A 21,759-nucleotide genomic window follows, 5' to 3' on the forward strand; every position below is an offset into this window, starting at 1 on the left:
GTCATTACGTCGCCACAGGAGGAAATCTAGGGACTTGTGGCAAGATTGAAAAAGACTTTATAGGCTGGATGGCATACCTCGGAGGCATGGGCCCTACATGGAACTGCGACACCTGCGGTATTTCATCGCCGTCGCCGAGACGGGTAGCTTGACGGAGGCGGCCGAACGGCGGCTGCACACGTCGCAGCCGTCACTGAGCCGGCAGATTCGGGACCTGGAGGACCAGGTCGGAGTGGAGTTGCTGAGCCGTAGCGCGCGCGGCGTGGAGCTGACCGCGGCAGGCAAGGCGTTCATCGATCATGCGCGGCTGGCGCTGACCCAGGTGGAGGCTGCTGTCGAATCGGCCCGCAGGGCAGCGCATCCTGCGAAGCAGCGCTTCGCTCTCGGCTTCCTGACCGGGCAGGAAATGACGTGGCTGCCTGAAGCCATGCACATTTTGCGTGGCGAGTGGCCGAACATCGACGTCACCGTCTCCAGCGACTATTCGCCGGACCTCGCCGCCGGGCTCGTGCGCGGCAAGCTGGATCTGGCGTTCCTGCGAGCCGAACCGGAGCTCGATCTGACCTACCAGGTGGTGTGCCGCGAACCGCTCGTGGTGCTGATGCCGAGTGACCATCCGCTGACGTCCCGCGCGGCAGTCCCTGCGCAAGAACTCGTTGGCGAGCCTTTCATCGCGATGGCTAACAAGGCTAAGGTGCTGCGCGCGGTGATCGACGAATACCTGGATCGCTCCGGGGTCCAGATCACGCCGGCACAGAGTGTGGACAATCCCGCGATGGTCATGTCGCTGGTCGCGTCGACGCGAGGCGTGACGCTGATCCCGTCCTATGTCGAGAACCTGATGCCCTGGTCGGTCGTCAGTCGTCCGCTCGAAGGCGAGGTCCCGACGATCGATCTGGTCATCGGCTACAGCCAGGCCAATACCTCCCCGATTCTCAAGCTGTTCCTTTCGAGAGTGGATGAGCTGATTTCGCGCGTCGCGAAGAGGTCGACATGAATCCGATGTCCGGGGCTAAGCAGAACTCGTCAGAGCGACGATAAAGTCAAGAAACACCCTTGTTTTGGCCGGCGTATGGTGCCGCGATGGATGGTACGCATAGAGCGGGAAGCGCTCGTCCGGCCACTCTGGGAACAGGTTGACCAGCCGTCCTTCCCGGATCAGGTGCTCGACGCCCAGCAGCAGCATCTGCGCGATGCCGGAGCCGGCCAGACATGCGTTGAGGAGTGCGCTCGGATCGTTCACCGTGAGCCGTCCATTCGTTTCGACAACAAGCTTTTTGCGCTTGCGATGAAACTCCCACGCATACGGCCGTCCGGTTTCCGGGTTGCGGAATTCGAGGCACCTGTGCTCGCCGCGACTCAGCTCCTGAGGCTCCGCTGGCCGCCCCCGGCGAGCGATGTACAAGGGCGATGCGACTGTGACAACCGCGGTGTCAAGGAGCTTGCGCGCAATCAGACTGGATGAGCGAGGTTCGCCAAACCGCAAGGCCAGATCGAAGCCGTCCATGATGAGGTCGCCGAGCTGATCTCTCGCAATGAATTCGAGTTCGAGTTCGGGATGTGCGTCCATGAATTCGTTGAGCTTCGGGCCCAGAACGATTCGCAAGAAGGCCGGATCAAGATTGATTCGCAGCTTCCCGCGCACTGTCGCGGCGCCTCCCGTCGCAGCCGCGGCCGCTTCCTCCATTCCCCTCAAGTGCGGCATGACCTGCTCGTAGAACCGCCGGCCCTCTTCAGTCAGGGAAACGGAGCGGGTCGTCCGATTGAATAGGCGTATTTTCAGCCGCTTTTCGAGTCGGGCGATTGCCCGGCTAACCCCGGGTGGCGACATACCCATCACTTCGGACGCAGCTGCGAACGTCCCCGCATCGACGACGGCAGCAAATGCGCTGATACCGCTAGAGAGATTCTCTCTCGACGATTTCATTACCGCTCCCCACACGGTGCTTCAAGAACCGCAGTATCGCCCATTAGTGACTATCAGTCACTTCACAAGTGTCATCCGTATCATTTAGTTTCTCTTCGCCTTTAACCACAATGCATCCCAACAGGACGTTTCGTCCTTAACGACCCAAAGGAGCATTGCCATGAATACCCGTTATCTCGCACTTTCCATCGCTGTCGCCACCGCCATCGCGTTGCCGGCCGCTGGATACGCTCAGGAATCCAGCTCGACCTTCACGCGTGCGCAGGTGCGCGCAGAACTCGTACAACTGGAAAGCGCGGGCTACCGCCCCGGCCGCGCCAACGATCCGCATTACCCCGCCGACATTCAGGCAGCCGAAGCCGTCGTGGCCTCGCAGAAGGGTACCGGGTCGAACGTCGGCAGTGGCGTGGGCGGTGCAAGCAGCGGTTCGTCCGCTTCGGGCAACCGCCTCACCACGCGTGTAGCGATCGATTCGCTTTACTCGCATCACTGATTGGCACGTCACCCACAGGCGTGAGTCATTGCAATTTCATGGGACGCCTGAGCGCCGCTCAGGGATCGGACCACATCTCTATGCGCAAGGAGAAACAGCGATGTATGCAATCACAGGGATAACAGGGAAGGTCGGCGGTGCGTTGGCGCGCACGCTGCTCGCAGCAGGTCAGCCGGTACGCGCGGTCGTACGCGATGCCGCCCGGGCACGTTCGTGGGCCGAGCGTGGCTGTGAACTGGTGACGGCCGACATGGACGATGCGGTGTCCCTGAGTGCCGCTTTCGAGGGCACACAAGGGGTCTTCATTTTGCCGCCCTCGGAGTTCGATCCGGCGCCGGGCTTTCCTGAGGCACGCGTCGTCATTGACGCGGTGCGCAAGGCACTTCAGTCGGCGGCACCTGGCAAGGTTGTATGCCTGTCGACGATAGGCGCGCAGGCCACCGAGCTCAATCTGCTCACGCAACGCACGCTGATGGAGCAGGCTCTGCGGGATTTGCCGATGTCCGTGACGTTCCTGCGTCCCGGCTGGTTCATGGAAAACGCCGCATGGGACGTTGCGCCGGCCCGGGACACAGGAATCATCCCCAGCTTTCTGCAGCCGCTCGACAAGGCTGTGCCGATGGTCGCGACGGCGGACGTTGGTCGCGTTGCCGCACAGTTGCTTCAACAGACCTGGCGCGGCGCGCGTGTGATCGAACTGGAGGGGCCGCAACGTGTGAGCCCAATCGATCTGGCCGACACGTTTGCCCGCGTGCTCGGTCGTCCCGTTCGTGTGGAGGCGGTGCCGCGCGAAACATGGAGTGAGCTGTTCCAGTCTCAAGGCATGAAGCAACCGATGCCGCGTATGCGCATGCTCGACGGCTTCAATCAAGGCTGGATTGATTTCGAAGGCGAGGAAGCCGACATCATCAAGGGCGAAGTGGAACTGGAAACCGTTGTCCGAGACCTCGTCTCGCAGGCAGGCTAATGCGGGCGCGCTCTGCGGCGCAGATAGGCTATCGCGTCGCCGGGTGCGTTCCGCAAATCGTTCACCAATGGATTTAGATCAAGGGGTTCGCAATGGAATACGGCACACTCGGGCGCTCAGGGCTGCGCATTTCCCGCCTTTGTCTTGGCGCCATGACCTTTGGCGCCGGTACGGGGATCTGGGGCGACATTGCCGGCCTCGACCGGGCTCAGGCCGCAGGACTTGTCGCGATGGCCGTCGAGCACGGTATCAACCTGATCGACACCGCTGACGCCTATTCGCAAGGTCAATCTGAAGCGGTCGTTGGTCAGGTACTCGCCGACCTTGGACTCGACGAGTCGCGCATGCTGGTTGCGACCAAAGTTCGGCTGCGCACAGGAGCCGGCCACAACGACGTCGGGCTCGGCCGCTCGCATATCATGCGGTCGGTGGAAACGAGTCTTCGGCGTATCGGCCGGGATCATATCGACCTCTTTCAGTTGCACGACCGCGATGCACTCGTCCCCCTGGAAGAAACGCTTCGCGCGCTCGACGATCTCGTCACGCAGGGCAAGGTGCGGCACATCGGCGTGTGCAACTTCAGCGCCGGCGACCTGGAGCGCGCACAGGGAATTGCAAACCGCACGCATTGGGCTCGCATCGTCGCCAATCAGGTTCACTATGCGCTGACGAGCCGCGACGTCGAGCATGAAATCGCGCCCGTGGCCAAGGCGAACGATGTTTCGCTTCTAGTCTGGAGTCCGCTCGCCGGCGGCTACCTGAGCGGTAAGTACACGCAGGGAAGCAACGGCGAAACCGGACGTCGAAGCAGCCTGAATTTTCCGCCGATCGATCCCGCGAAGGCGGATCCTATCGTGCGTGTATTGCGCGACATCGCTGCGGAATTGAATGCGTCGCCGGCGCAGGTGGCATTGGCGTGGCTTCTGGCACGCCGGGAGGTCTGTTCCGTCATCGTCGGCGCGCGCACGCCCGACCAGCTGAGCGTAAACCTCGACGCCCGGAAAATCGGCTTGAACCTTGAGCAAACCGAACGACTGAATCGGGTTTCGCAGCCGAACCTGCCGTATCCTTACTGGATGCAGCAGTTTCACGACAAGGATCGCCTCTTGAGTTGAGGGAGCCCCGCATGAGCAACGACGCTTCAGGCAATTCCGACGAGCTGTCATCAGGCGGCAGCCGCTACCATCAGGTCTATCCCACGCTGAGCGAAACGGAGCTGGCGATACTGGAGCGATACGGCGAGCGGCGCAAGCTGAAAGCCAACGACATCCTCTATTCCGAAGGCGACCGGCACACGGGCATGTTCGCCATTCTGTCCGGAACGATCGAGGCGACCCGAGCGTCAGTTGAAGGCCCTCGAGTGCTTGGCACGCACGGCCCCGGCAGTTTCACCGGCGAGGTCGGCACGCTCGCCGGCCGCGCGGCGGTGGCCACGACACGTGCCATGTGCGATTGTGAGGTCATCGTTATCGATGAGGAATCCCTGCATGCGCTCGTGATTGCTGAAGCGGAGTTGAGCGAAACCATCATGCGCGCCTATATCCTGCGCCGGGTCGCGTTCATCAAGGGGCGACAGGTAGGGCTGATGGTGATCGGCAGCACGTCCTCGGCCCCTACGCTGCGCTTGCGCCACTTCCTTAGCCGTAACGGTCAACCCTCGGCCTACTTCGATATTGTCGAGCACACCGAGACAAAAGAACTCCTGACACGTTATGGCGTCACGGAAACCGACATCCCGATCGTCGTCACGATGCAAGGCATCGTGCTGACGCAACCGAGTCACCGGGCAGTCGCAGACGCGATCGGCCTGAGTCCCGACCGGCTCGATGGGGAGCACTTCGACCTGGTCGTGGTGGGGGCGGGACCCGCCGGGCTCGCATCGGCGGTGTACGCCTCATCAGAGGGATTGAAAGTGGCGGTTCTGGATGCCAAGGCTCCGGGAGGGCAGGCCGGTACCAGTTCGAAGATCGAAAATTACTTTGGTTTTCCGACCGGCATATCCGGGCAGGCGCTAGCCGGTCGCGGCCTGTCTCAATGCCGTAAGTTCGGTGCCGAGGTCGGCGTGCCCATCGAGGCATTGACGATCGACTGCGAAGACACCCAGGCGTTTCGCATCGGCCTCGATCATGACGAGCGCGTTTACGCTCGCGCTGTCGTCATTGCCACCGGTGCGCGCTATCGGAAGCCGGAGCTACCGCGTCTCGAGCATTTTGAAGGTCGCGGCGTCTACTACAGTGCGACGTTCATGGAAGCCGGGTTCTGCAACAACGAAGAGTTGATCGTGGTCGGCGGCGGGAATTCAGCCGGACAAGCCGCGGTATTCCTGGCGAAGTTCGCGCGTCATGTCCACGTCGTTGTCCGCGGCGAAGGACTGAGTGCGAGCATGTCGGCGTATCTGATCAGGCGGATCAACGCGGCGCCCAACATGACGGTGCACACGAGGACTCAGATCGTCGAGTTACGCGGTGAGTCGAGACTCGAGGCAATCCGGTGGGACCGTCAGGGACAAATCGAACACAAGCCGATTCGGCACGTTTTCCTTTTTCTTGGGGCTGAGCCCAATACCCGGTGGCTTGGCGATTGTGTCGCCCTGGACAGGAATGGATTTGTGCTGACAGGCGCCGCTACCGGCGAAAAGTGGAAAGCGGATCGACCGCCGCATGATCTCGAAACGAGCCGGCCCGGCATCTTTGCCGCTGGCGATGTGCGCAGTGGCTCCGTCAAGAGAGTGGCGGCTGCCGTGGGAGAAGGCGCAAGCGCTATTCAGGCCGTTCACCAATATCTTGCAAGTGGCGGGTGAGGGCTAATCGCTGCGAGCTTGCGACAGTTTCGTGAATGCCGGATCAGCGCCAAGCAAAACAGATCCGTCACTTCCTTACTGATTTCCTACAGTTGAGGCGAACCCTCAAGAAGGACACAAACTTCGGACAGCATATGTACGTTAGCGCACAGTAGGCATGTCTTTTCGACAGTGATACTGCCCGCAACTCCGCGTGCGAGCGGTATAACTCGCCTGTCAGCTCCGCGTGTCCGCTATACAAAAAGAAGACGAGGACCACGCATCAACACCTATGCGAGTCGAAGATGGCAGACAAGAGAAAACCATCGCAGATCAATAGCAGAAAGATCGATGGTCTACTGATGAAGGTCGGCAGGGTTGCATTTTCGATTCTTATCTTCTTTGTTTCTCTGCGCATCTGCAATGCGGTTTACGCCATTCTCATTCAGCACTTCCCTCAGAACAACATAGACAAGATCACCAAGGATCTCGCGAATATTTTCAAGTTGCACAAACTGTTTTCGGATTTGAGTGATTTTTTGCATCTGCAAGTCAATTCCTCGAACCTTATTATTTCGACGATCATGTTCGTCGTCGCGTGGATCCGTTTCTGGCCACGTATTGCATTCTTTACCCTTTCCGGAAAGGATCGGGAGGTTCTGGGCGACATCAACGAGCGTGCGCGAGAGTCCTACTTCTTTCTGGATGACGCTTTTGGTTTAGACACACAGATCCCGAAGCAACTGGATTCTCCCCAGATTCGTCGCCAGTTGTGGCAAGCGGTCAGCGACGCCAAGCGGAGCCATGCGCTACGTACGATGTTCGTGGAATTCGTCGGCTCGTTGATGAGGCGAGCCATGGCTTTCATCGGCGCGTTATCAAGCAAATTTCCGGTGTTCGTCATGCGCTGGTTTCATTGGGATATCGGCCAGGTCGGGACGCCTCGCGTCGCCTTCTTGCGCGACTGGCGCCCGCGTTGTCCGACCCTGATGCTCGTGGACTTCTCGTCCGCCGACAAACCCAAGGAGATCAAGAGCCAACTCGCCACCACCGAGACGGACTACGCTTATCCGGTTCAGCTGTTTGGCTTCGGAGCGTGGCCTGATGTGCGCGCCGAACTGAATAGTCCCGGAGCGTTCCAGGTCAGTTACAGCGAAGACGAGTTTGAAGCGCGTGAGTGGCTGGTCGCCGAACTCAAACACAACATCAAAGAAACGATCTTGCGGCAGAGGGAGCATTGTGGCGTCCTCGCACTAAGAGCCCCGATGGGCTGGGGGAAAACCGCCTTCTCGCTCGGCCTCGTTGACCAGTCGAGGCAGGGCACCCGGATCGTCAACTCGCAGGAGTGGCTCGATGCGCGCCAGGCGATATGGGTGCAGCCAGATGGTCTACACGTCGACGGCTGGGCGTTCGCGCGAAGGGAGCGAAACGAGCAGCGTCAGCTGAACCGTCTGAGCTTCGAGCTTCGTACAGTCGTGCTGCAACTCGACAAATGCACCCGCGCGCGTCTGGGACTGGACATGAAGCTCGGCAACGTGGAGACCGAGAAGTCCGCCTCGGCAATTATGGCGGACCTCATTCGAGAGTGTTCGAATCTCTATAAGGAGAAACAGAAAAGCGATGCGGGTTTTGCCCCGATCGTCTTACTGCTCGACGCCTTCGACGAACTCCATCTCGCCATTCAGGGCACCGATTCCAACGTCGAAAGTTTTCTGCCTGACGAGTTGGCCACGGGCGTGATCTTGGTGTTGACCACGCGGGACTGGGTACTGCGATCGGGCAACGAGATGGGCTTCGGCAAGTGGCCTTCAAAAAAGATGGATTTCTGGCTTGAAGACAAAAAAGATCTCTCCGCCAAGGATCACGAATATCAGGACCATTGCAATGCGGACCTGAATGGCTTCATCACAAGAAGGCTAAGAACCATCGACAAGGAGTGCGGCACGAGGCTCGAGGACAATCACGACGTATCCGACCACGTGTTCGCGGCAGCGAAAGGGTACTTCATCGTCGCCGCGGGTCTGCTCTCACCCGACTCCGAGGCGAGTGAGCGGGAAAGTGAACGCAAGGCCAGCTTCAAGGCGCGCATGAAAAGGTGGGACACCCAGCACAGCTATCGTGACGATCTGCCTTCCGGCCCGAGCGACTACTTCAAGCATCAGATCGACGAGAAGATCAGGTATCTCGGCAGTACGCTGCCGAATTCGCCACAGGGCGGTCCCGTGGAGGCGGAGGCCATCGCGTGCCGCGCCAAAGCGCTTCTTTACCTCGCGGCATGGACAGACCAACCTCTGCCTTTCAACGCGTTTCTCGACGCGATCGAGTTGATGCACACAGGCTTGCGCAACGGCGATGACAGGTCGCGCGAGGCGTGGCGCAAGCTGTGGCACGAGGACATTCAACCCGAGTTCGATCGCCCCATGCTGGACCGGTATCTTCGTGGTCTGCGTGGTGTTCTGGTGACCCCTTCGATACTGCGGCTTACGCCTCATAAAGGCCATCATTCCGGGTTTGCCCACCCGCGAATTCGCGAGTCGCTGAGGGAGGAGCTCCATCAGGAGCAGCATGATAACGAGCTTCAGGCGGTACGAGCGCATTGGTGCGCGCTGGTCAAACGTTACCTCGAGAGTTCGGGTGGTTCGGCGGCAGCGGATGAATTCGGCGCGGATCTGAAGACCTATCTGGACCGGTACGGCGTCAGTCATCTGATCGACGCGGGTGAACTGGCCGGGGCGATCAACCTGCACAACAAGCTCGCGGAGAGGCTGCCCGAGGACTCGCCCGACCTCGCGGCGCAGGTGCGAGAGATCGCCACGGCAATCTCAGCCGCGGCGAACGCGGACGATAGCAGTATGCCGAACACCGAAGACGGCCGGCGAAAAGTGCGGCAGTGGTATGCGCAATTACCGGCTATCGAAGGCAAAAGCCTATTCGACTTTCTGAAGCACCGGCTATATTTGACCGGGTTGTACACGGCGGTACTCATCACGTTGCTGAGATACAGCCATAGACCGGAAGGTTGGGGCGATCTGGCAACGTCGTTCGACGCGTGCGCCGCGAACTCGGACCTAGTATTGCGGCACGATTGGGGCGAAGCGTTCGCGAGCGTCTGGCACGACATGAGTCGCCGCAAGGAAATCGAGGACGAACTGGAACGGATGCGCACCGAACATTCGTCGCCAGGGCAAGACGATCTGGTCGCATACCTGCGTGAAATCGCGGGCTACGCGTTGAAGCACTTGTGGGGCGACGATTTGCAGCCCGCGCCAGCGGGTGCGGTGGATTCGACCGTTGGTTTGGGACATTACAGAGCCGACGTGATCCGTGATTACGGCGGCGAAAGAGAGGGCTATTCGTCGCCGACCGACCGCATGATCGCGACGGAATTGCTGCTTGCGCATGCGATCGCCCACGACGACGCGAACCCGTTGACTGATCTGACCGAGCAGCTGTTCCGTCCGAAGTGGGACTATCACCTTTGCGACGTGCTCGATCTCGGCTATGTGGTGGCAGCACGCAACGAAGAAAGTCTGCGACGATACAGGGAGAGCCCCGACGCCTTCCCGGGTCCCCAGCCGGTTCGTGAGCGCTGCGCCGATAATCATCGCGTGGTCCTGGACCTGGGGTACACGCTACGGAACAGCGAATTCGGCCGCCGACACCCAGGTCTCGCGGAACTGTTCGAATCGGGTCCACGCGGCGCCGAATCGTACCAACAGCAGTTGCTATCTGCCAATACGGACCTGGACAGCCGGATCAGAAGCCTGGATCACGACCTGGAGGAACTGTGCAGAAGCAAAACTCTCCCGCCAGCCGGCGAGACCAGGAACGAGCCGCTCGACGCGATCAAGGTCCTGTTGTCCCATCCGTTGTGGAACGTGACTGAGATCGTGACCACGGCGCTGACGGACGTCTCCTGGGGGTGGCCGCCATCGGCGCAGGCGAGGCTGATCGATAGCCTGCTCGACCCGGGCAACTGGAAGGTCCGGTATGGGGCGGTGGACCTCGCGTTCAACCTTGGGGAGAGAAGTGGCTACGACTATGCACACTTCGTCCGCGTGGTGCTGCATCTCCATGCACGCAACGAAGCACAGTGCCGCGTCGTGGGCCTCATGACCGAGGAGGTATTGAGCTGGCTCAGCAATCCATGGAGCGGGCCCGTTGCCCAGCGTTGGCTCGACAGCGACGATCACGACGCGAGCGTGCTTCGGAGCGTGATCACGCGCTGGGTCGGCAAGCCACCCGGCGCCACGCTGCCGGACGGTTGGCAGCGTGACAGCTGGCAGCTCGAAAATATCTATCTGCTGTTCTCGATGCTAAAAAGCAAAAATCCGCAGCTGATGAACAAACTGCTTCCCCGCGAGCAGGCAAACTGGAACCCGGTATTCCTCGGCGACGAGCCGTTCTACCAATTGGGGCACACGGCGTTCCTGCGTAGGATCGAATCCAACTGGACGGGGCCTACGCTGGGCACTGGTGCGCTATGACGGAGCGGCGGATGGGTCATCTATTCAGAGAATTTCTCAACGATTTGCGCACCGACTTCAACGCCGCGCCGACCTGCTATGGGGACAGTGCCGGCGGCTTCGATACCACCCAATCTTGCCCGGCGAGTGCAGACGTTGCCGTGGTGGGTGGAGGATTGCTCGGCTTGTCGACGGCATTGGAAATCGCTAGGGCTGGACGTACGGTCGTGGTTCTCGAAGCGCAGACCATCGGCAGCGGTCAATCGATGCGTAGTGGCGGGCAACTGTGGCCCGGCTTCGACATCCCGCTTTCCGTGCTGGTCGAGATGTTTGGTGAGACGGCCGCAGCCGATGCATGGCATCGTGTGCACGACGCGCTCGACACCGTGCATCAGCGTGCCGCGACCCATGGCGGTTGCGAGTTTCGTCCTGGGCTGCTGCTCGTGAGCAAGTCGGACTCGCAAGCCAGCTGGATCGAAGAGGAAGCACGGCTGCTCGAGCGTCTTGGGATCGGCTGGGGTCGCTATGTCGGCCCCGACGATTTGCGCAAAACGTATATCAACTCGCCGCTCTACAACAACGCACTCTATTTCCGCGGCGATGATGGCAGCCCGCAGTACGGCCACCTCAATCCGCGTTCTTTCACGGTCGCGATCGCTCGGCTGGCGGCTGCCGCGGGCGCCGTACTTTGCGAGCAAAGCAGAGTCATCGGCATGAACCGCAATCCAGCTGGCGGATATCAGTTGCACACCACGTCCGGCAGCGTCACAGCCGCGCAAGTCGTGCTCGCCACCGGAATAGGGGGGATTCGCGACGCGGGTTTGCCGCGCGCCTTCGTGCCCGCGCAGACCCTGATCCTCTGCACCACGCCGATTAGCGCCGACCTCGCCGCCGAGCTGGTGCCAAGTGGCGCGTGTTTCTGCGATGCATCCGACATTGCGATGAACTATGGACGGCTGATCGACGCAGGCGACGGCAGCGGTCGATTCCGGCTTGCGTTCGGCGGCGCGGACGCGCTCGTCCAGATCCAATTGGCGTTGAATGTCAATCGCATCCGGCAGGAAATCGGTGTGGTCTTTCCCCAACTGGCGGACATCGAGATCGAGTCGACCTGGGGCGGACAATGCGACCTGAGTCGCAGCGGCCTGCCCATGCTGCTCGCCCCTGATTCAGGCCTGTACTACGCCGCTGGTTTCTCGGGTCAGGGACTCGTCACTACGACCTTATATGCCTCCGCGATAGCACAGGCGTTGACCGGACGCTCACGTGAAGGTGTCGAGGCGCTATCTGCGCTGAACCCCTCTCCATTCGCACGCAGCGGTGTGGTGGCGATGGGGCAGGCCGCGTTTTCCGCGCTGCGAGCGGCTATTTCTGGATAGCCCGGCAGGCGCGACGACAGTCTGCCCGTTCGGCCGCTCGACCGTCGCCATGATTTTAAAAGGTTTTTGGCTCCCAACTCTTATATAAGACATAAGACATTTGACCTCGCAGGCGTATTCCAATTAAAATCGCGCTCAGAGTAGTGCCCGGCACAGCCTCGGAGTGCCTTGAAAGCCTTCCCCTGAACCGCAAATACCAGCAGGTCCCCCATGCTTGAAAACTTTCGTGCTCACGTGGCCGCACGCGCCGCGCTCGGCATTCCTTCTCTGCCTCTGACGGCTCAGCAGACCGCCGAGCTGGTGGAACTCCTGACGAACCCACCGGCTGGCGAAGAGCAAACCCTGCTCGACCTGATCACCAACCGCGTGCCTGCCGGCGTGGACGAAGCCGCCCGCGTGAAGGCAGGTTTCCTCGCCGCCGTGGCCAAAGGCGAGACCGCCTGCGCGCTGATCTCGCGCGCTCGTGCCACCGAACTGCTCGGCACGATGCTGGGCGGCTACAACATCCAGCCGCTGATCGAGCTGCTGTCCGACGCCGAAGTGGGCACCGTGGCCGCCGACGCGCTGAAGAAAACCCTGCTGATGTTCGACCAGTTCCACGACGTCAAGGAACTGGCCGAGAAGGGCAACGCCAACGCCCGAGCCGTGATGCAAAGCTGGGCCGACGCCGAATGGTTCACCAGCCGTCCGGAAGTGCCGCAAAGCCTGACCATCACCGTCTTCAAGGTGACGGGCGAAACCAACACCGACGACCTGTCGCCGGCCCCGGATGCCACCACCCGTCCGGACATCCCGCTGCACGCGCTGGCGATGCTGAAGAACACCCGTCCCGGCATCACCCCGGAAGAAGACGGCAAGCGCGGCCCGGTCAAGTTCATCGAGTCGCTGAAGGAAAAGGGCCATCTGGTCGCTTACGTGGGCGACGTGGTCGGCACCGGCTCCTCGCGCAAGTCGGCTACCAACTCGGTGCTGTGGTTCACGGGCGAAGACATTCCCTTCATCCCGAACAAGCGCTTTGGCGGCGTGTGCCTCGGCGGCAAGATCGCCCCGATCTTCTACAACACGATGGAAGATGCCGGCGCGCTGCCGATCGAACTCGACGTGTCGAAGATGGAAATGGGCGACGTGGTCGAACTGCGCCCGTACGAGGGCAAGGCCCTCAAGAACGGCGAACTGATCGCCGAGTTCCAGGTCAAGTCGGACGTGCTGTTCGACGAAGTGCGCGCCGGCGGCCGCATTCCGCTGATCATCGGCCGCGGCCTGACCGCCAAGGCGCGTGAAGCGCTCGGCCTCGCCCCGTCGACCCTGTTCCGCCTGCCGCAGCAGCCGGCCAACAGCGGCAAGGGCTTCTCGCTGGCGCAGAAGATGGTCGGCCGCGCCTGCGGTCTGCCGGAAGGCCAGGGTGTCCGTCCGGGCAGCTACTGCGAACCGAAGATGACCTCGGTCGGCTCGCAGGACACCACGGGCCCGATGACCCGCGACGAACTGAAGGACCTCGCGTGCCTCGGCTTCTCGGCCGACCTCGTGATGCAGTCGTTCTGCCACACGGCCGCCTATCCGAAGCCGGTGGACGTGAAGACCCACCAGACGCTGCCGAACTTCATCAGCAACCGTGGCGGCATCGCGCTGCGCCCGGGCGACGGCGTGATCCACTCGTGGCTGAACCGCATGCTGCTGCCCGACACGGTCGGCACCGGCGGCGACTCGCACACGCGTTTCCCGATCGGCATCAGCTTCCCGGCCGGTTCGGGCCTCGTCGCCTTCGCCGCTGCGACCGGCACGATGCCGCTCGACATGCCGGAATCGGTGCTCGTGCGCTTCAAGGGCAAGATGCAGCCCGGCGTGACCCTGCGTGACCTCGTCAACGCGATCCCGCTGTATGCGATCAAGCAAGGCACGCTGACGGTTGCCAAGCAAGGCAAGAAGAACATTTTCTCGGGCCGTATTCTCGAAATCGAAGGCCTGCCCGATCTGAAGGTCGAGCAAGCGTTCGAGTTGTCGGACGCTTCCGCCGAGCGTTCGGCCGCTGGTTGCTCGGTGCACCTGAACAAGGAACCGATCATCGAATACCTCAACAGCAACATCACGCTGCTGAAGTGGATGATCGCCCAGGGCTACCAGGACCCGCGCAGCCTGCAGCGCCGTATCAAGGCGATGGAGCAGTGGCTGGCCGACCCGCAACTGCTGCAACCGGATGCCGACGCCGAATACGCGGCCGTCATCGAAATCGATCTGGCCGATATCCACGAGCCGATCGTCGCCTGCCCGAACGATCCGGACGACGTGAAGACGCTGTCTGATGTCGCCGGCGCCAAGATCGACGAAGTGTTCATCGGCTCGTGCATGACCAACATCGGTCACTTCCGCGCGGCATCGAAGCTGCTCGAAGGCAAGCGCGACATCCCGGTCAAGCTGTGGGTGGCCCCGCCGACCAAGATGGATCAGAAGCAGCTGACCGAAGAAGGCCATTACGGCGTCTTCGGCACGGCCGGTGCCCGTACCGAAATGCCGGGCTGCTCGCTGTGCATGGGCAACCAGGCACAGGTGCGCGAAGGCGCGACGGTCATGTCGACCTCGACCCGTAACTTCCCGAACCGTCTGGGCAAGAACACGAACGTGTACCTCGGCTCGGCGGAACTGGCGGCGATCTGCTCGCGTCTGGGCAAGATCCCGAGCAAGGAAGAGTACATGGCCGACATGGGCGTGCTCAGTGCCAACGGCGACAAGATCTACCAGTACATGAACTTCGACCAGATCGAGGACTTCAAGGAAGTGGCTGACACCGTCGCGATGTAAGCGTGTTGACGGGCTACGGCGGGTTGTTCTCGTCGTAGCGCCGCACAATGGCGCCGCAGGCTGAACGTCTGCGGCGCCATTTTCTTTTGGTGTTGCCGAGGCTGCTTTCGAATACCCGACCAGGCTAGTCAGATAACCCTAAAAAATCTGGGGTTATTGCCGTTAGAGCGTCCATTGACTGACATTCCGGCACCTTCGAATAGAGCGCCGTGCCTCGATAACGACCTTCATGCGCAATAACCAACCCGTCACTCAACGCGAATTCGACTTCCCCGCCTCGCAGATGCTTGTCTCGGCGACAGACGTCAAAGGACGCATTCAGTACTGCAACCCCGCCTTCATCTCGGTCTCAGGCTTTGCGCGAGAGGAACTGCTCGGCGCGCCGCACAACATGATCCGCCATCCCGACATGCCAGGCGAGGCGTTCGCCGACATGTGGGACAGTATCCGCGCCGGCCATCCGTGGACCGCGCTCGTCAAAAACCGCCGCAAGAATGGCGACCATTACTGGGTATGCGCGAACGTCACGCCGGTCATCGAAAGCGGGAAAACCGTCGGCTATCTGAGCGTCCGTACCAAACCGTCGCGCGACGAAGTGCAGCTTGCCGAGTCGACCTACGCGCAGATGCGCGAAGGCACGTTGCGCTCGCACCGGTTGCGCCGGGGCAAGCTGGTGCGCACCGGGATGGCCGGCAAGCTGCAGGCACTAACACGGTTGTCCGTTGTGGCGCGCATCGCCATCGGCTATGCGATCGCGCCACTGGCATTTCTGCTCGTCGGTGCAGTGCAGTACGGCGGGATGCCGCCGATACCGTTCTGGACCGCCGCGGCGGTCTCCGCCGTGCTGGCCGGGTTCGCCTGGTTCGCGCTGAACAGGCAATTGGGTACGCCGCTCGCGCGGCTCTCCAATTTCGCTGCCCGCATGGCTGCTGGCGATCTGACGGTCGCAATGAGCGTCGCGAGAAACGGCGATTTCGCGGACGTGCTGAGCGCCCTGAACCAGCTCAAGGCGAACCTTGGGGCCATCGTGCTGGATGTGCGTGGCCAGATCGGCGGGGTGGTCGACTCCGCTCGTGAAATGTCGAGCGGCAACGCCGATCTCGCGCGCCGCACTGAGATGCAAGCGGCCTCGCTCGAAGAAACGGCCGCGACCATGGAGCAATTCACCACTAGCGTCAAAGCCAACGCGGACGCCGCCGCGTCCGCGCTTGGACTGGCCAGGGAGGCGCAGGATGCCGCGGCGCTTGGCGGCGAGATCGTGGGTCACGTCGAACGAACCATGTCGGGTATCACGTCGGCGTCGAAACGGATTGCCGATATCACCGGCGTGATCGATGGCATCGCGTTCCAGACCAACATCATTGCCTTGAATGCCGCTGTGGAAGCTGCCCGTGCCGGCGATGCCGGCCGTTCGTTCGCGGTCGTCGCAACCGAAGTCCGCATGTTGGCGCAACGTTGCGCGGAGTCTGCCAGGCAGATCAAGTCGGTGGTGGATTTGACCGTCGCGGAGGTCTCGCAAGGAACGGAACTGATCGACCGTACCGCGTCGCAAATGAAAGTGATCGACGAAACGGTCAGACGCGTGCTGACCATCATCGACGATGTCTCCAATGCAAGCGACGAGCAGGCCAAAGGCATCACGCAAGTGAATCAGGCCATCACGCACCTCGACAGCGCGACCCAGCAAAACGCCGCGCTCGTGGAGCAGGCGACCGCCACCGCGCAACGACTGATCGACTCCGCGCATGTCCTCGATGAGACCGTGCGGCTTTTTACCGTTAGCGGGTCGACTGCCTGATCGCGGCTGACGACGCCTGCCATCTACAAGCCCTGAACCCGGCACGCGGCGCGTCGCTTTTTTGCCGCGCCGCCGGTTTGCCGGTTGACGTATCAGAGCCCTGGCCATTACGCTCTCGCGCTGATGGTTCCCGGCGACGGGATCAAAAAGGGAACGCAGTAAAGGCCAACGCCTCTAGTCTGCGGCTGCCCCCGCAACTGTGAGCGGCAAGTCCATGCAATTCGAAGCCACTGGGAAACCGGGAAGGCGGGCATCGGACGTCGACCCGCGAGCCAGGAGACCTGCCATCGACCGAGGTCCATGCAGCCGCAACGGGCGGGGTGTCCCAATGCGCAAGCGCCGCTTCACGCGATCGCCCGTTGCAGGGACAGCCCCGACCTCAGGATTTGCTTCGTGTTTATCGCATTACCAACGGCTTCCACCACGGGAGCCTTGCGCCGCCGTGTCATCGGCATCAGTTCCATCGTCGCGGTCTTCGCATGGCACGGCGCACAAGCCGCTCAAGCCGCTCAAACCACCGACGCCACCACGCTGCCAGACATCCTCGTCGTCGCCGATACGCAGCATCTCCCGCAATCGTTCGACCAGCGCTACGCGACCACCCAGGTTCTCACCCGCGCGGATCTCGACCGTCTCGCGCCGCAGGACCCCAGCATCACCCAGGCGCTTGCCACGCTGCCCGGCGTGACGGTCTCGCAGGACGGCGGCCCCGGCGCCATGGCGTCGGTCAGCATCCGCGGCTCGTCGTCCGCGCAGGTTGCGGTCTTCATCGACGGCATCCGGGTGGGTTCGTCCACGACCGGCGAAGCCGAATGGGCCGACCTGGCGACTGCGGCATTCGACCGTGTCGAAGTGATCTCCGGGCCTGCGGCCGCCTCGTTCGGCGCCGATGCGGTAGGCGGCGTCGTGCAACTCTTCACGCGCCATGCGTCCAACCAGCCGAACCAGACCACGGCCTCATTCGGCGGCGGCTCGAACAAGACTTTTGACACCCAGTTGCGCACCTCGGGCACGGTGCCTTCGACGGGACCGCTTGCCGCGCTGGGCGGCCTGACCTATTCGCTTGGTCTGCACGACTACAACACGGCGGGCATCGACGCGACCCAACCCTGGGCGCTCGGCCACGAAGACGGGCGCAATCCGTACCACGCGCAGAACGTGGACGCGCGTCTCGGCTACGCGCACGATACCTGGTCGATTTCGACCTTCATGCTCTACCACCGTTCGGACCTTTCGTTCGACAACGCGGGCGGCGTCGACCGGCAACTCGATTATCAGTTGACCACGGGCGTCGCGTTCCACCTGGACATCACGCCGACCACGCAGTTCGACCAGTCGATCGGCTACGCGACCGATCGCGAGTTCCTCTATGCGAACGATCCGACGATTCCCACCGACCAAATCAACTCGACGCGCTTGAGTACCTCGACGTCGCTCACGCACCAGGAAACGGGACACCCGCTGTTCGGTCAGCCTCTCACGGGCGAGACGAAACTGGCCTATGACTTCACGCGCGAGCAGGCGTTTCTGCCGGTCGACATCCCGGCCGGCATGCCCGCCCGCAACGATTCGGCAGTCTCGATGCACCAGTCGACCACGCTCGGCCCGTGGACACTGTTCCTCGCGGGGCGCCACACGATCGTCCAGGGCCAGACGGTCAACACGGGCAACGTCGCGCTCGCGTGGGCGATCACGCCGGTCTATACGGCACGTGTCTCCTACGGCAACGCCTTTCGTCTGCCGACGTTCAACGATCTCTACTACCCGACCTACAGCAACCCGAATCTGCAGCCGGAACGCAGCGACAGCATCGAAGCGGCGCTCGACGCCACCACGTCGTATGGCACCTTTACGGCCGCCGTCTATGACACGCGCGTACACGACCTGATCTCGTATAACTCGCAGACTTTCCTGCCGGTCAACATCGGTCGCGCGCACATCCAGGGCCTGGACCTCTCCTATAAAGGCACGCTCGGCAAGTCCACGCCCGTCAGCCTCACCGTCGGGATCCTCAATCCGCAGGACGTCACCGACGACACCTGGCTGAACCGCCGCCCCCGGCAGACGGTCAACCTGAGCATCGATCACACGTGGGACGAGTTCCAGCTTCACGCGCTCAGTACCGGTGTCTCGCTGCTCTACAACGGCTCGACGTTCGACGATCAGGCGAACACGATCTATCTGCCGTCCTGGACGACGGTCAGCCTGCGTGCGGCGTACAAGGTGAACGCGCACCTCGCGTTGTCGGCCTCGCTTGCGAACCTGTTCAACCGGCAGTATGTGACGGCCTACGGCTACAACACCTTGGGACGCACGGCGTTCGGCAAGATCACTTATACGTTCTGAAGTCAGGCGGTAGCTGCCGCGTGTAAACTGCCTCGATCGGGCGCTGCTGGTCGTTCGCGAGATCACTGACTGATCGATTCACGCGAACGCTCAGTCTGCTCGACTCCTCGAATACGCAATCGGAAAAGGGAAGTCATGGCAAAGGATGAAATAGTCTGGGGTATTTTGGGTGCCGCAAAAATCAACGACAAGGTCGTCGTCCCCATCCACGAAGCGTCGAAGTGTCGGGTGAAAGGCATTGCGTCACGATCGCTGGAGAAGGCGCGGGAGGCCGCCGCCAAATATGGTCTGGCTGTCGCCTACGACAGCTACGAGGCGCTGCTGGCGGACCCGGAAATCGACGCGGTCTATATCCCGCTACCGAATCATCTTCACGTGGAATGGACGATCCGATCCGTCGAGGCGGGCAAGCACGTCCTGTGTGAGAAGCCGATCAGCCTGGACGCTGGGCAGGTTGAACGGCTGATCGCCGCGCGCGACAAACACGGCCGATACATCCAGGAAGCCTTCATGGTCCGCACGCATCCGCAGTGGTTGAAGGTGCGGACCTTGATCGACGAAGGTGCGATTGGTGAATTGCGGGCAGTGACTGGCGGTTTCACCTATCACAACACGAATGCGCAAAATATCCGCAACAAGAGCGAGCTCGGTGGCGGCGGGTTGCTCGATATCGGTTGCTATCCCATCACGACATCGCGCTTCACGATCGGGCGTGAGCCAAAGCGGGTGGTTGCGCTGATCGAACAGGATCCGGCTTTCAACGTGGACCGGCTCGGTTCCGTGCTGATGGATTTCGACGGTGTGCAGGCGAGTTTCTTTTACTCGACTCAGACCTATCCCTACCAGCGGATGCAATTTCACGGGACCAAGGGGCGGATCGAGGTCGAGATTCCGTTCAATGCACCCAATGATCGACCGGCGCGCCTGTTGATCAGTGAACATACGAGCGACGGTGTCGCGACGGATCGGTGGCTGGAACTTCCCGTGTGCGATCAATACGGGGTGGCCGCGGCCACGTTCGCGGAAGCGATCCTGAGTGGAGGCCCGCAGGCTATTCCGCTGGAAGATGCACGCGCCAATATGCGCGTGATCGATGCCGTGTTCCGTTCGGCTCAATCCGGCGGCTGGGAGAGCATCGTCGAGCGCTGAAACGCTGCGTAGGCGCAATCCTGGTTGTTCAACGCACAGGTAATGCGAAGCAGGGAGCCAGGTCTCGTGGGTATGGGGTCTGGCTCACGCTGCCAGCGGGTCGCCGCAGTAGTGAAACTAGACGAAACACTCGAAGATTTACTGCTCCTCTGATCGCGACAAAACCCCTGAATCGCCTTCCCCGCAAGGCTTTCGCCCGGTTGGCGTTGTTTAAGACAGATTTAAGCGACGCTTCGTACTCTCCGAATCCAACCAGACCTACTCTGGCATTCACCGGACGGGGAGAGCTCGCGATGATGTACATGATTACCGACCTGAAGATGGTCGAAAGCTACGGATGCATCAAGGCCGATAACGGAGAGGATGCGCTAAAAGAATTTGCGCTCAGCCAGGGCTTCGACGATCTGATGGAGTTCGCCTCCACCTGGCCCATGCTCGCCGACGACTTGATCGCTGTTCAACTGCATTGAGGAGGCTCACATGGCCATGACTTTGGGACAGGCCTTGGTGCACGCCGAGCAGTTGGAAGTCTACGGTGTGATTTCGAAGACCGCGCAGGCCCTGATCCGGCTGATGTCGGAGTATCGCGAGTTAGTCGGTGTAGAAAAATACGAGCAGATTATCGAGGAAGCGGGCCTGGCTCATCCGGACCCGCAGTGACCTGTAGCGCCGCGGCTTGACGCGGCCTGCAACTACTCCGGCTGCATCCACGCCGGATCGAGCGGCGCCATTCTGCGCAACGTCAAACGAAAGTCTCGCGCGACAGCCGACAATGTCGCATCGCGCCGCCGCAGCAAACCGATCGTGCGCGCGACCGTCGGCTCGACGAGCGGACGGATCGCGATTCTCGCCTGAGCGTCGCGGGGCGCCGCGCAACGCGGAATGATGGAGATGCCGAGTCCCGCTTCGACGAGCCCGAGCGAGGTCGTCAGATGCTCGATTTCGATCAGCCGGTCCGGCCGCCAGTCGATGTCGCGCAATGCGGCATCGAGCATCCGTCGATTGCCGCTCGTCGTGCCCGACACGATCAATGGCCAGGGTCTCAGCTCCCGCCACGCGACATGTTCGCTTTTCGCAAGCGGATGGTCGACGGGGCAGGCGAGCACATACGGGTCCACCAGCAGTTCGTCGATCGCCAGATCGGGCGTTTCGTTGACGAGAAACGCAATGCCGAACTCCGCGTCCCCATCGGCGACGCGTCGCGCGACGGTCGCGAGATCTGCTTCGACCAATCTCAGCCGGACTTCAGGGCGCTTGTGGTGATAGCTGCTCACGATCTTCGGCAGCAGGAACTTCGCGACCGTGGGAATACACGCAATCGTCAGTTGACCCGCGCGAATGCGAGTGGCCTCGGTAACGAGTTGCAACGACGCGTCGAGCTCGCGCAGCACGCTCTGCGCGCGCGGCAGAAGCAGCGCTCCTGACGAGGTGAGCGAGACCGTGCGTGTCGTGCGCTCGAACAGCATCAGGTCGAGCGCCTCTTCGAGCCGCTTGATGCGACGGGTGAGCGCCGAGGCGGAGAGATTCAATTCGATCGCAGCATCGTTGAACGACGCGTGCGAAGCGACTGCGACGAACGCGCGAAGCGCGTCGAGATCGACGCCGGGAAAACGAACCATGAAAACCTGTTGGTGGACGATCGCGAACCAGGGACTATTG

At 61.6% G+C, this 21,759-nt stretch carries 15 protein-coding genes and 1 riboswitch; of the genes, 13 read left to right on the top strand and 2 right to left on the bottom strand.

What is annotated here, in order from left to right; genetic code table 11:
* Window positions 1-97 precede the first annotated feature (97 nt).
* A complete protein-coding gene (locus CI15_RS23280; RefSeq protein ID WP_062131774.1) occupies window positions 98-997 on the top strand; it encodes a LysR family transcriptional regulator in 900 nt (299 codons plus the stop codon).
* Window positions 998-1,012: 15 nt separating this feature from the next.
* Here CI15_RS23280 and CI15_RS23285 read toward each other — a convergent pair whose 3' ends face one another.
* Window positions 1,013-1,927: a LysR family transcriptional regulator gene (locus tag CI15_RS23285; RefSeq protein ID WP_062131777.1), complete on the bottom strand. Its 915-nt coding sequence runs from the start codon at window positions 1,925-1,927 to the stop codon at window positions 1,013-1,015.
* Window positions 1,928-2,087: 160 nt separating this feature from the next.
* Here CI15_RS23285 and CI15_RS23290 point away from each other — a divergent pair, with 160 nt between their 5' ends.
* From CI15_RS23290 to CI15_RS23340, 12 genes are all read left to right on the top strand, one after another.
* Window positions 2,088-2,420, top strand: coding sequence for a DUF4148 domain-containing protein (locus tag CI15_RS23290; RefSeq protein ID WP_062131780.1), 333 nt, complete (start codon window positions 2,088-2,090; stop codon window positions 2,418-2,420).
* A gap of 100 nt (window positions 2,421-2,520) precedes the next feature.
* Window positions 2,521-3,387: an NmrA family NAD(P)-binding protein gene (locus CI15_RS23295; protein ID WP_062131781.1), complete on the top strand. Its 867-nt coding sequence runs from the start codon at window positions 2,521-2,523 to the stop codon at window positions 3,385-3,387.
* 92 nt (window positions 3,388-3,479) lie between these two features.
* Window positions 3,480-4,502: an aldo/keto reductase gene (locus tag CI15_RS23300; RefSeq protein WP_062131784.1), complete on the top strand. Its 1,023-nt coding sequence runs from the start codon at window positions 3,480-3,482 to the stop codon at window positions 4,500-4,502.
* 11 nt (window positions 4,503-4,513) lie between these two features.
* On the top strand, window positions 4,514-6,187 hold the full coding sequence (locus CI15_RS23305; protein WP_062131788.1) for an FAD-dependent oxidoreductase: 1,674 nt from the start codon (window positions 4,514-4,516) through the stop codon (window positions 6,185-6,187).
* A 284-nt stretch (window positions 6,188-6,471) separates the two neighbouring features.
* On the top strand, window positions 6,472-10,653 hold the full coding sequence (locus tag CI15_RS23310; RefSeq protein WP_153041173.1) for a hypothetical protein: 4,182 nt from the start codon (window positions 6,472-6,474) through the stop codon (window positions 10,651-10,653).
* Window positions 10,654-10,697: 44 nt separating this feature from the next.
* Window positions 10,698-12,011 carry an NAD(P)/FAD-dependent oxidoreductase gene (locus CI15_RS23315; RefSeq protein WP_161950055.1) on the top strand — a complete coding sequence of 438 codons (1,314 nt, stop codon included), beginning with the start codon at window positions 10,698-10,700 and terminating at the stop codon, window positions 12,009-12,011.
* 210 nt (window positions 12,012-12,221) lie between these two features.
* The gene (gene acnB, locus CI15_RS23320; RefSeq protein ID WP_062131798.1) at window positions 12,222-14,807 is read left to right on the top strand and encodes a bifunctional aconitate hydratase 2/2-methylisocitrate dehydratase; all 2,586 of its coding nucleotides are present in this window, start codon (window positions 12,222-12,224) and stop codon (window positions 14,805-14,807) included.
* A gap of 229 nt (window positions 14,808-15,036) precedes the next feature.
* Window positions 15,037-16,605, top strand: a complete 1,569-nt coding sequence (locus CI15_RS23325; RefSeq protein ID WP_062131801.1) for a methyl-accepting chemotaxis protein — start codon at window positions 15,037-15,039, stop codon at window positions 16,603-16,605.
* Between the two features lie 106 nt (window positions 16,606-16,711).
* Window positions 16,712-16,908, top strand: a riboswitch (cobalamin riboswitch).
* A gap of 159 nt (window positions 16,909-17,067) precedes the next feature.
* Window positions 17,068-18,951: a TonB-dependent receptor domain-containing protein gene (locus CI15_RS23330; RefSeq protein ID WP_062132140.1), complete on the top strand. Its 1,884-nt coding sequence runs from the start codon at window positions 17,068-17,070 to the stop codon at window positions 18,949-18,951.
* A gap of 135 nt (window positions 18,952-19,086) precedes the next feature.
* On the top strand, window positions 19,087-20,100 hold the full coding sequence (locus tag CI15_RS23335) for a Gfo/Idh/MocA family protein (RefSeq protein ID WP_062131804.1): 1,014 nt from the start codon (window positions 19,087-19,089) through the stop codon (window positions 20,098-20,100).
* Between the two features lie 302 nt (window positions 20,101-20,402).
* Window positions 20,403-20,570, top strand: coding sequence for a hypothetical protein (locus CI15_RS37170; RefSeq protein WP_162532573.1), 168 nt, complete (start codon window positions 20,403-20,405; stop codon window positions 20,568-20,570).
* Window positions 20,571-20,580: 10 nt separating this feature from the next.
* Window positions 20,581-20,760: a hypothetical protein gene (locus tag CI15_RS23340; protein WP_062131807.1), complete on the top strand. Its 180-nt coding sequence runs from the start codon at window positions 20,581-20,583 to the stop codon at window positions 20,758-20,760.
* 32 nt (window positions 20,761-20,792) lie between these two features.
* Here CI15_RS23340 and CI15_RS23345 read toward each other — a convergent pair whose 3' ends face one another.
* Entirely contained in the window at window positions 20,793-21,719 is a 927-nt protein-coding gene (locus CI15_RS23345) for a LysR family transcriptional regulator (protein ID WP_062131810.1), read from the bottom strand.
* Between the last annotated feature and the right edge of the window lie 40 nt (window positions 21,720-21,759).

This window comes from Paraburkholderia monticola (genome assembly GCF_001580545.1).
Lineage (GTDB): Bacteria > Pseudomonadota > Gammaproteobacteria > Burkholderiales > Burkholderiaceae > Paraburkholderia > Paraburkholderia monticola.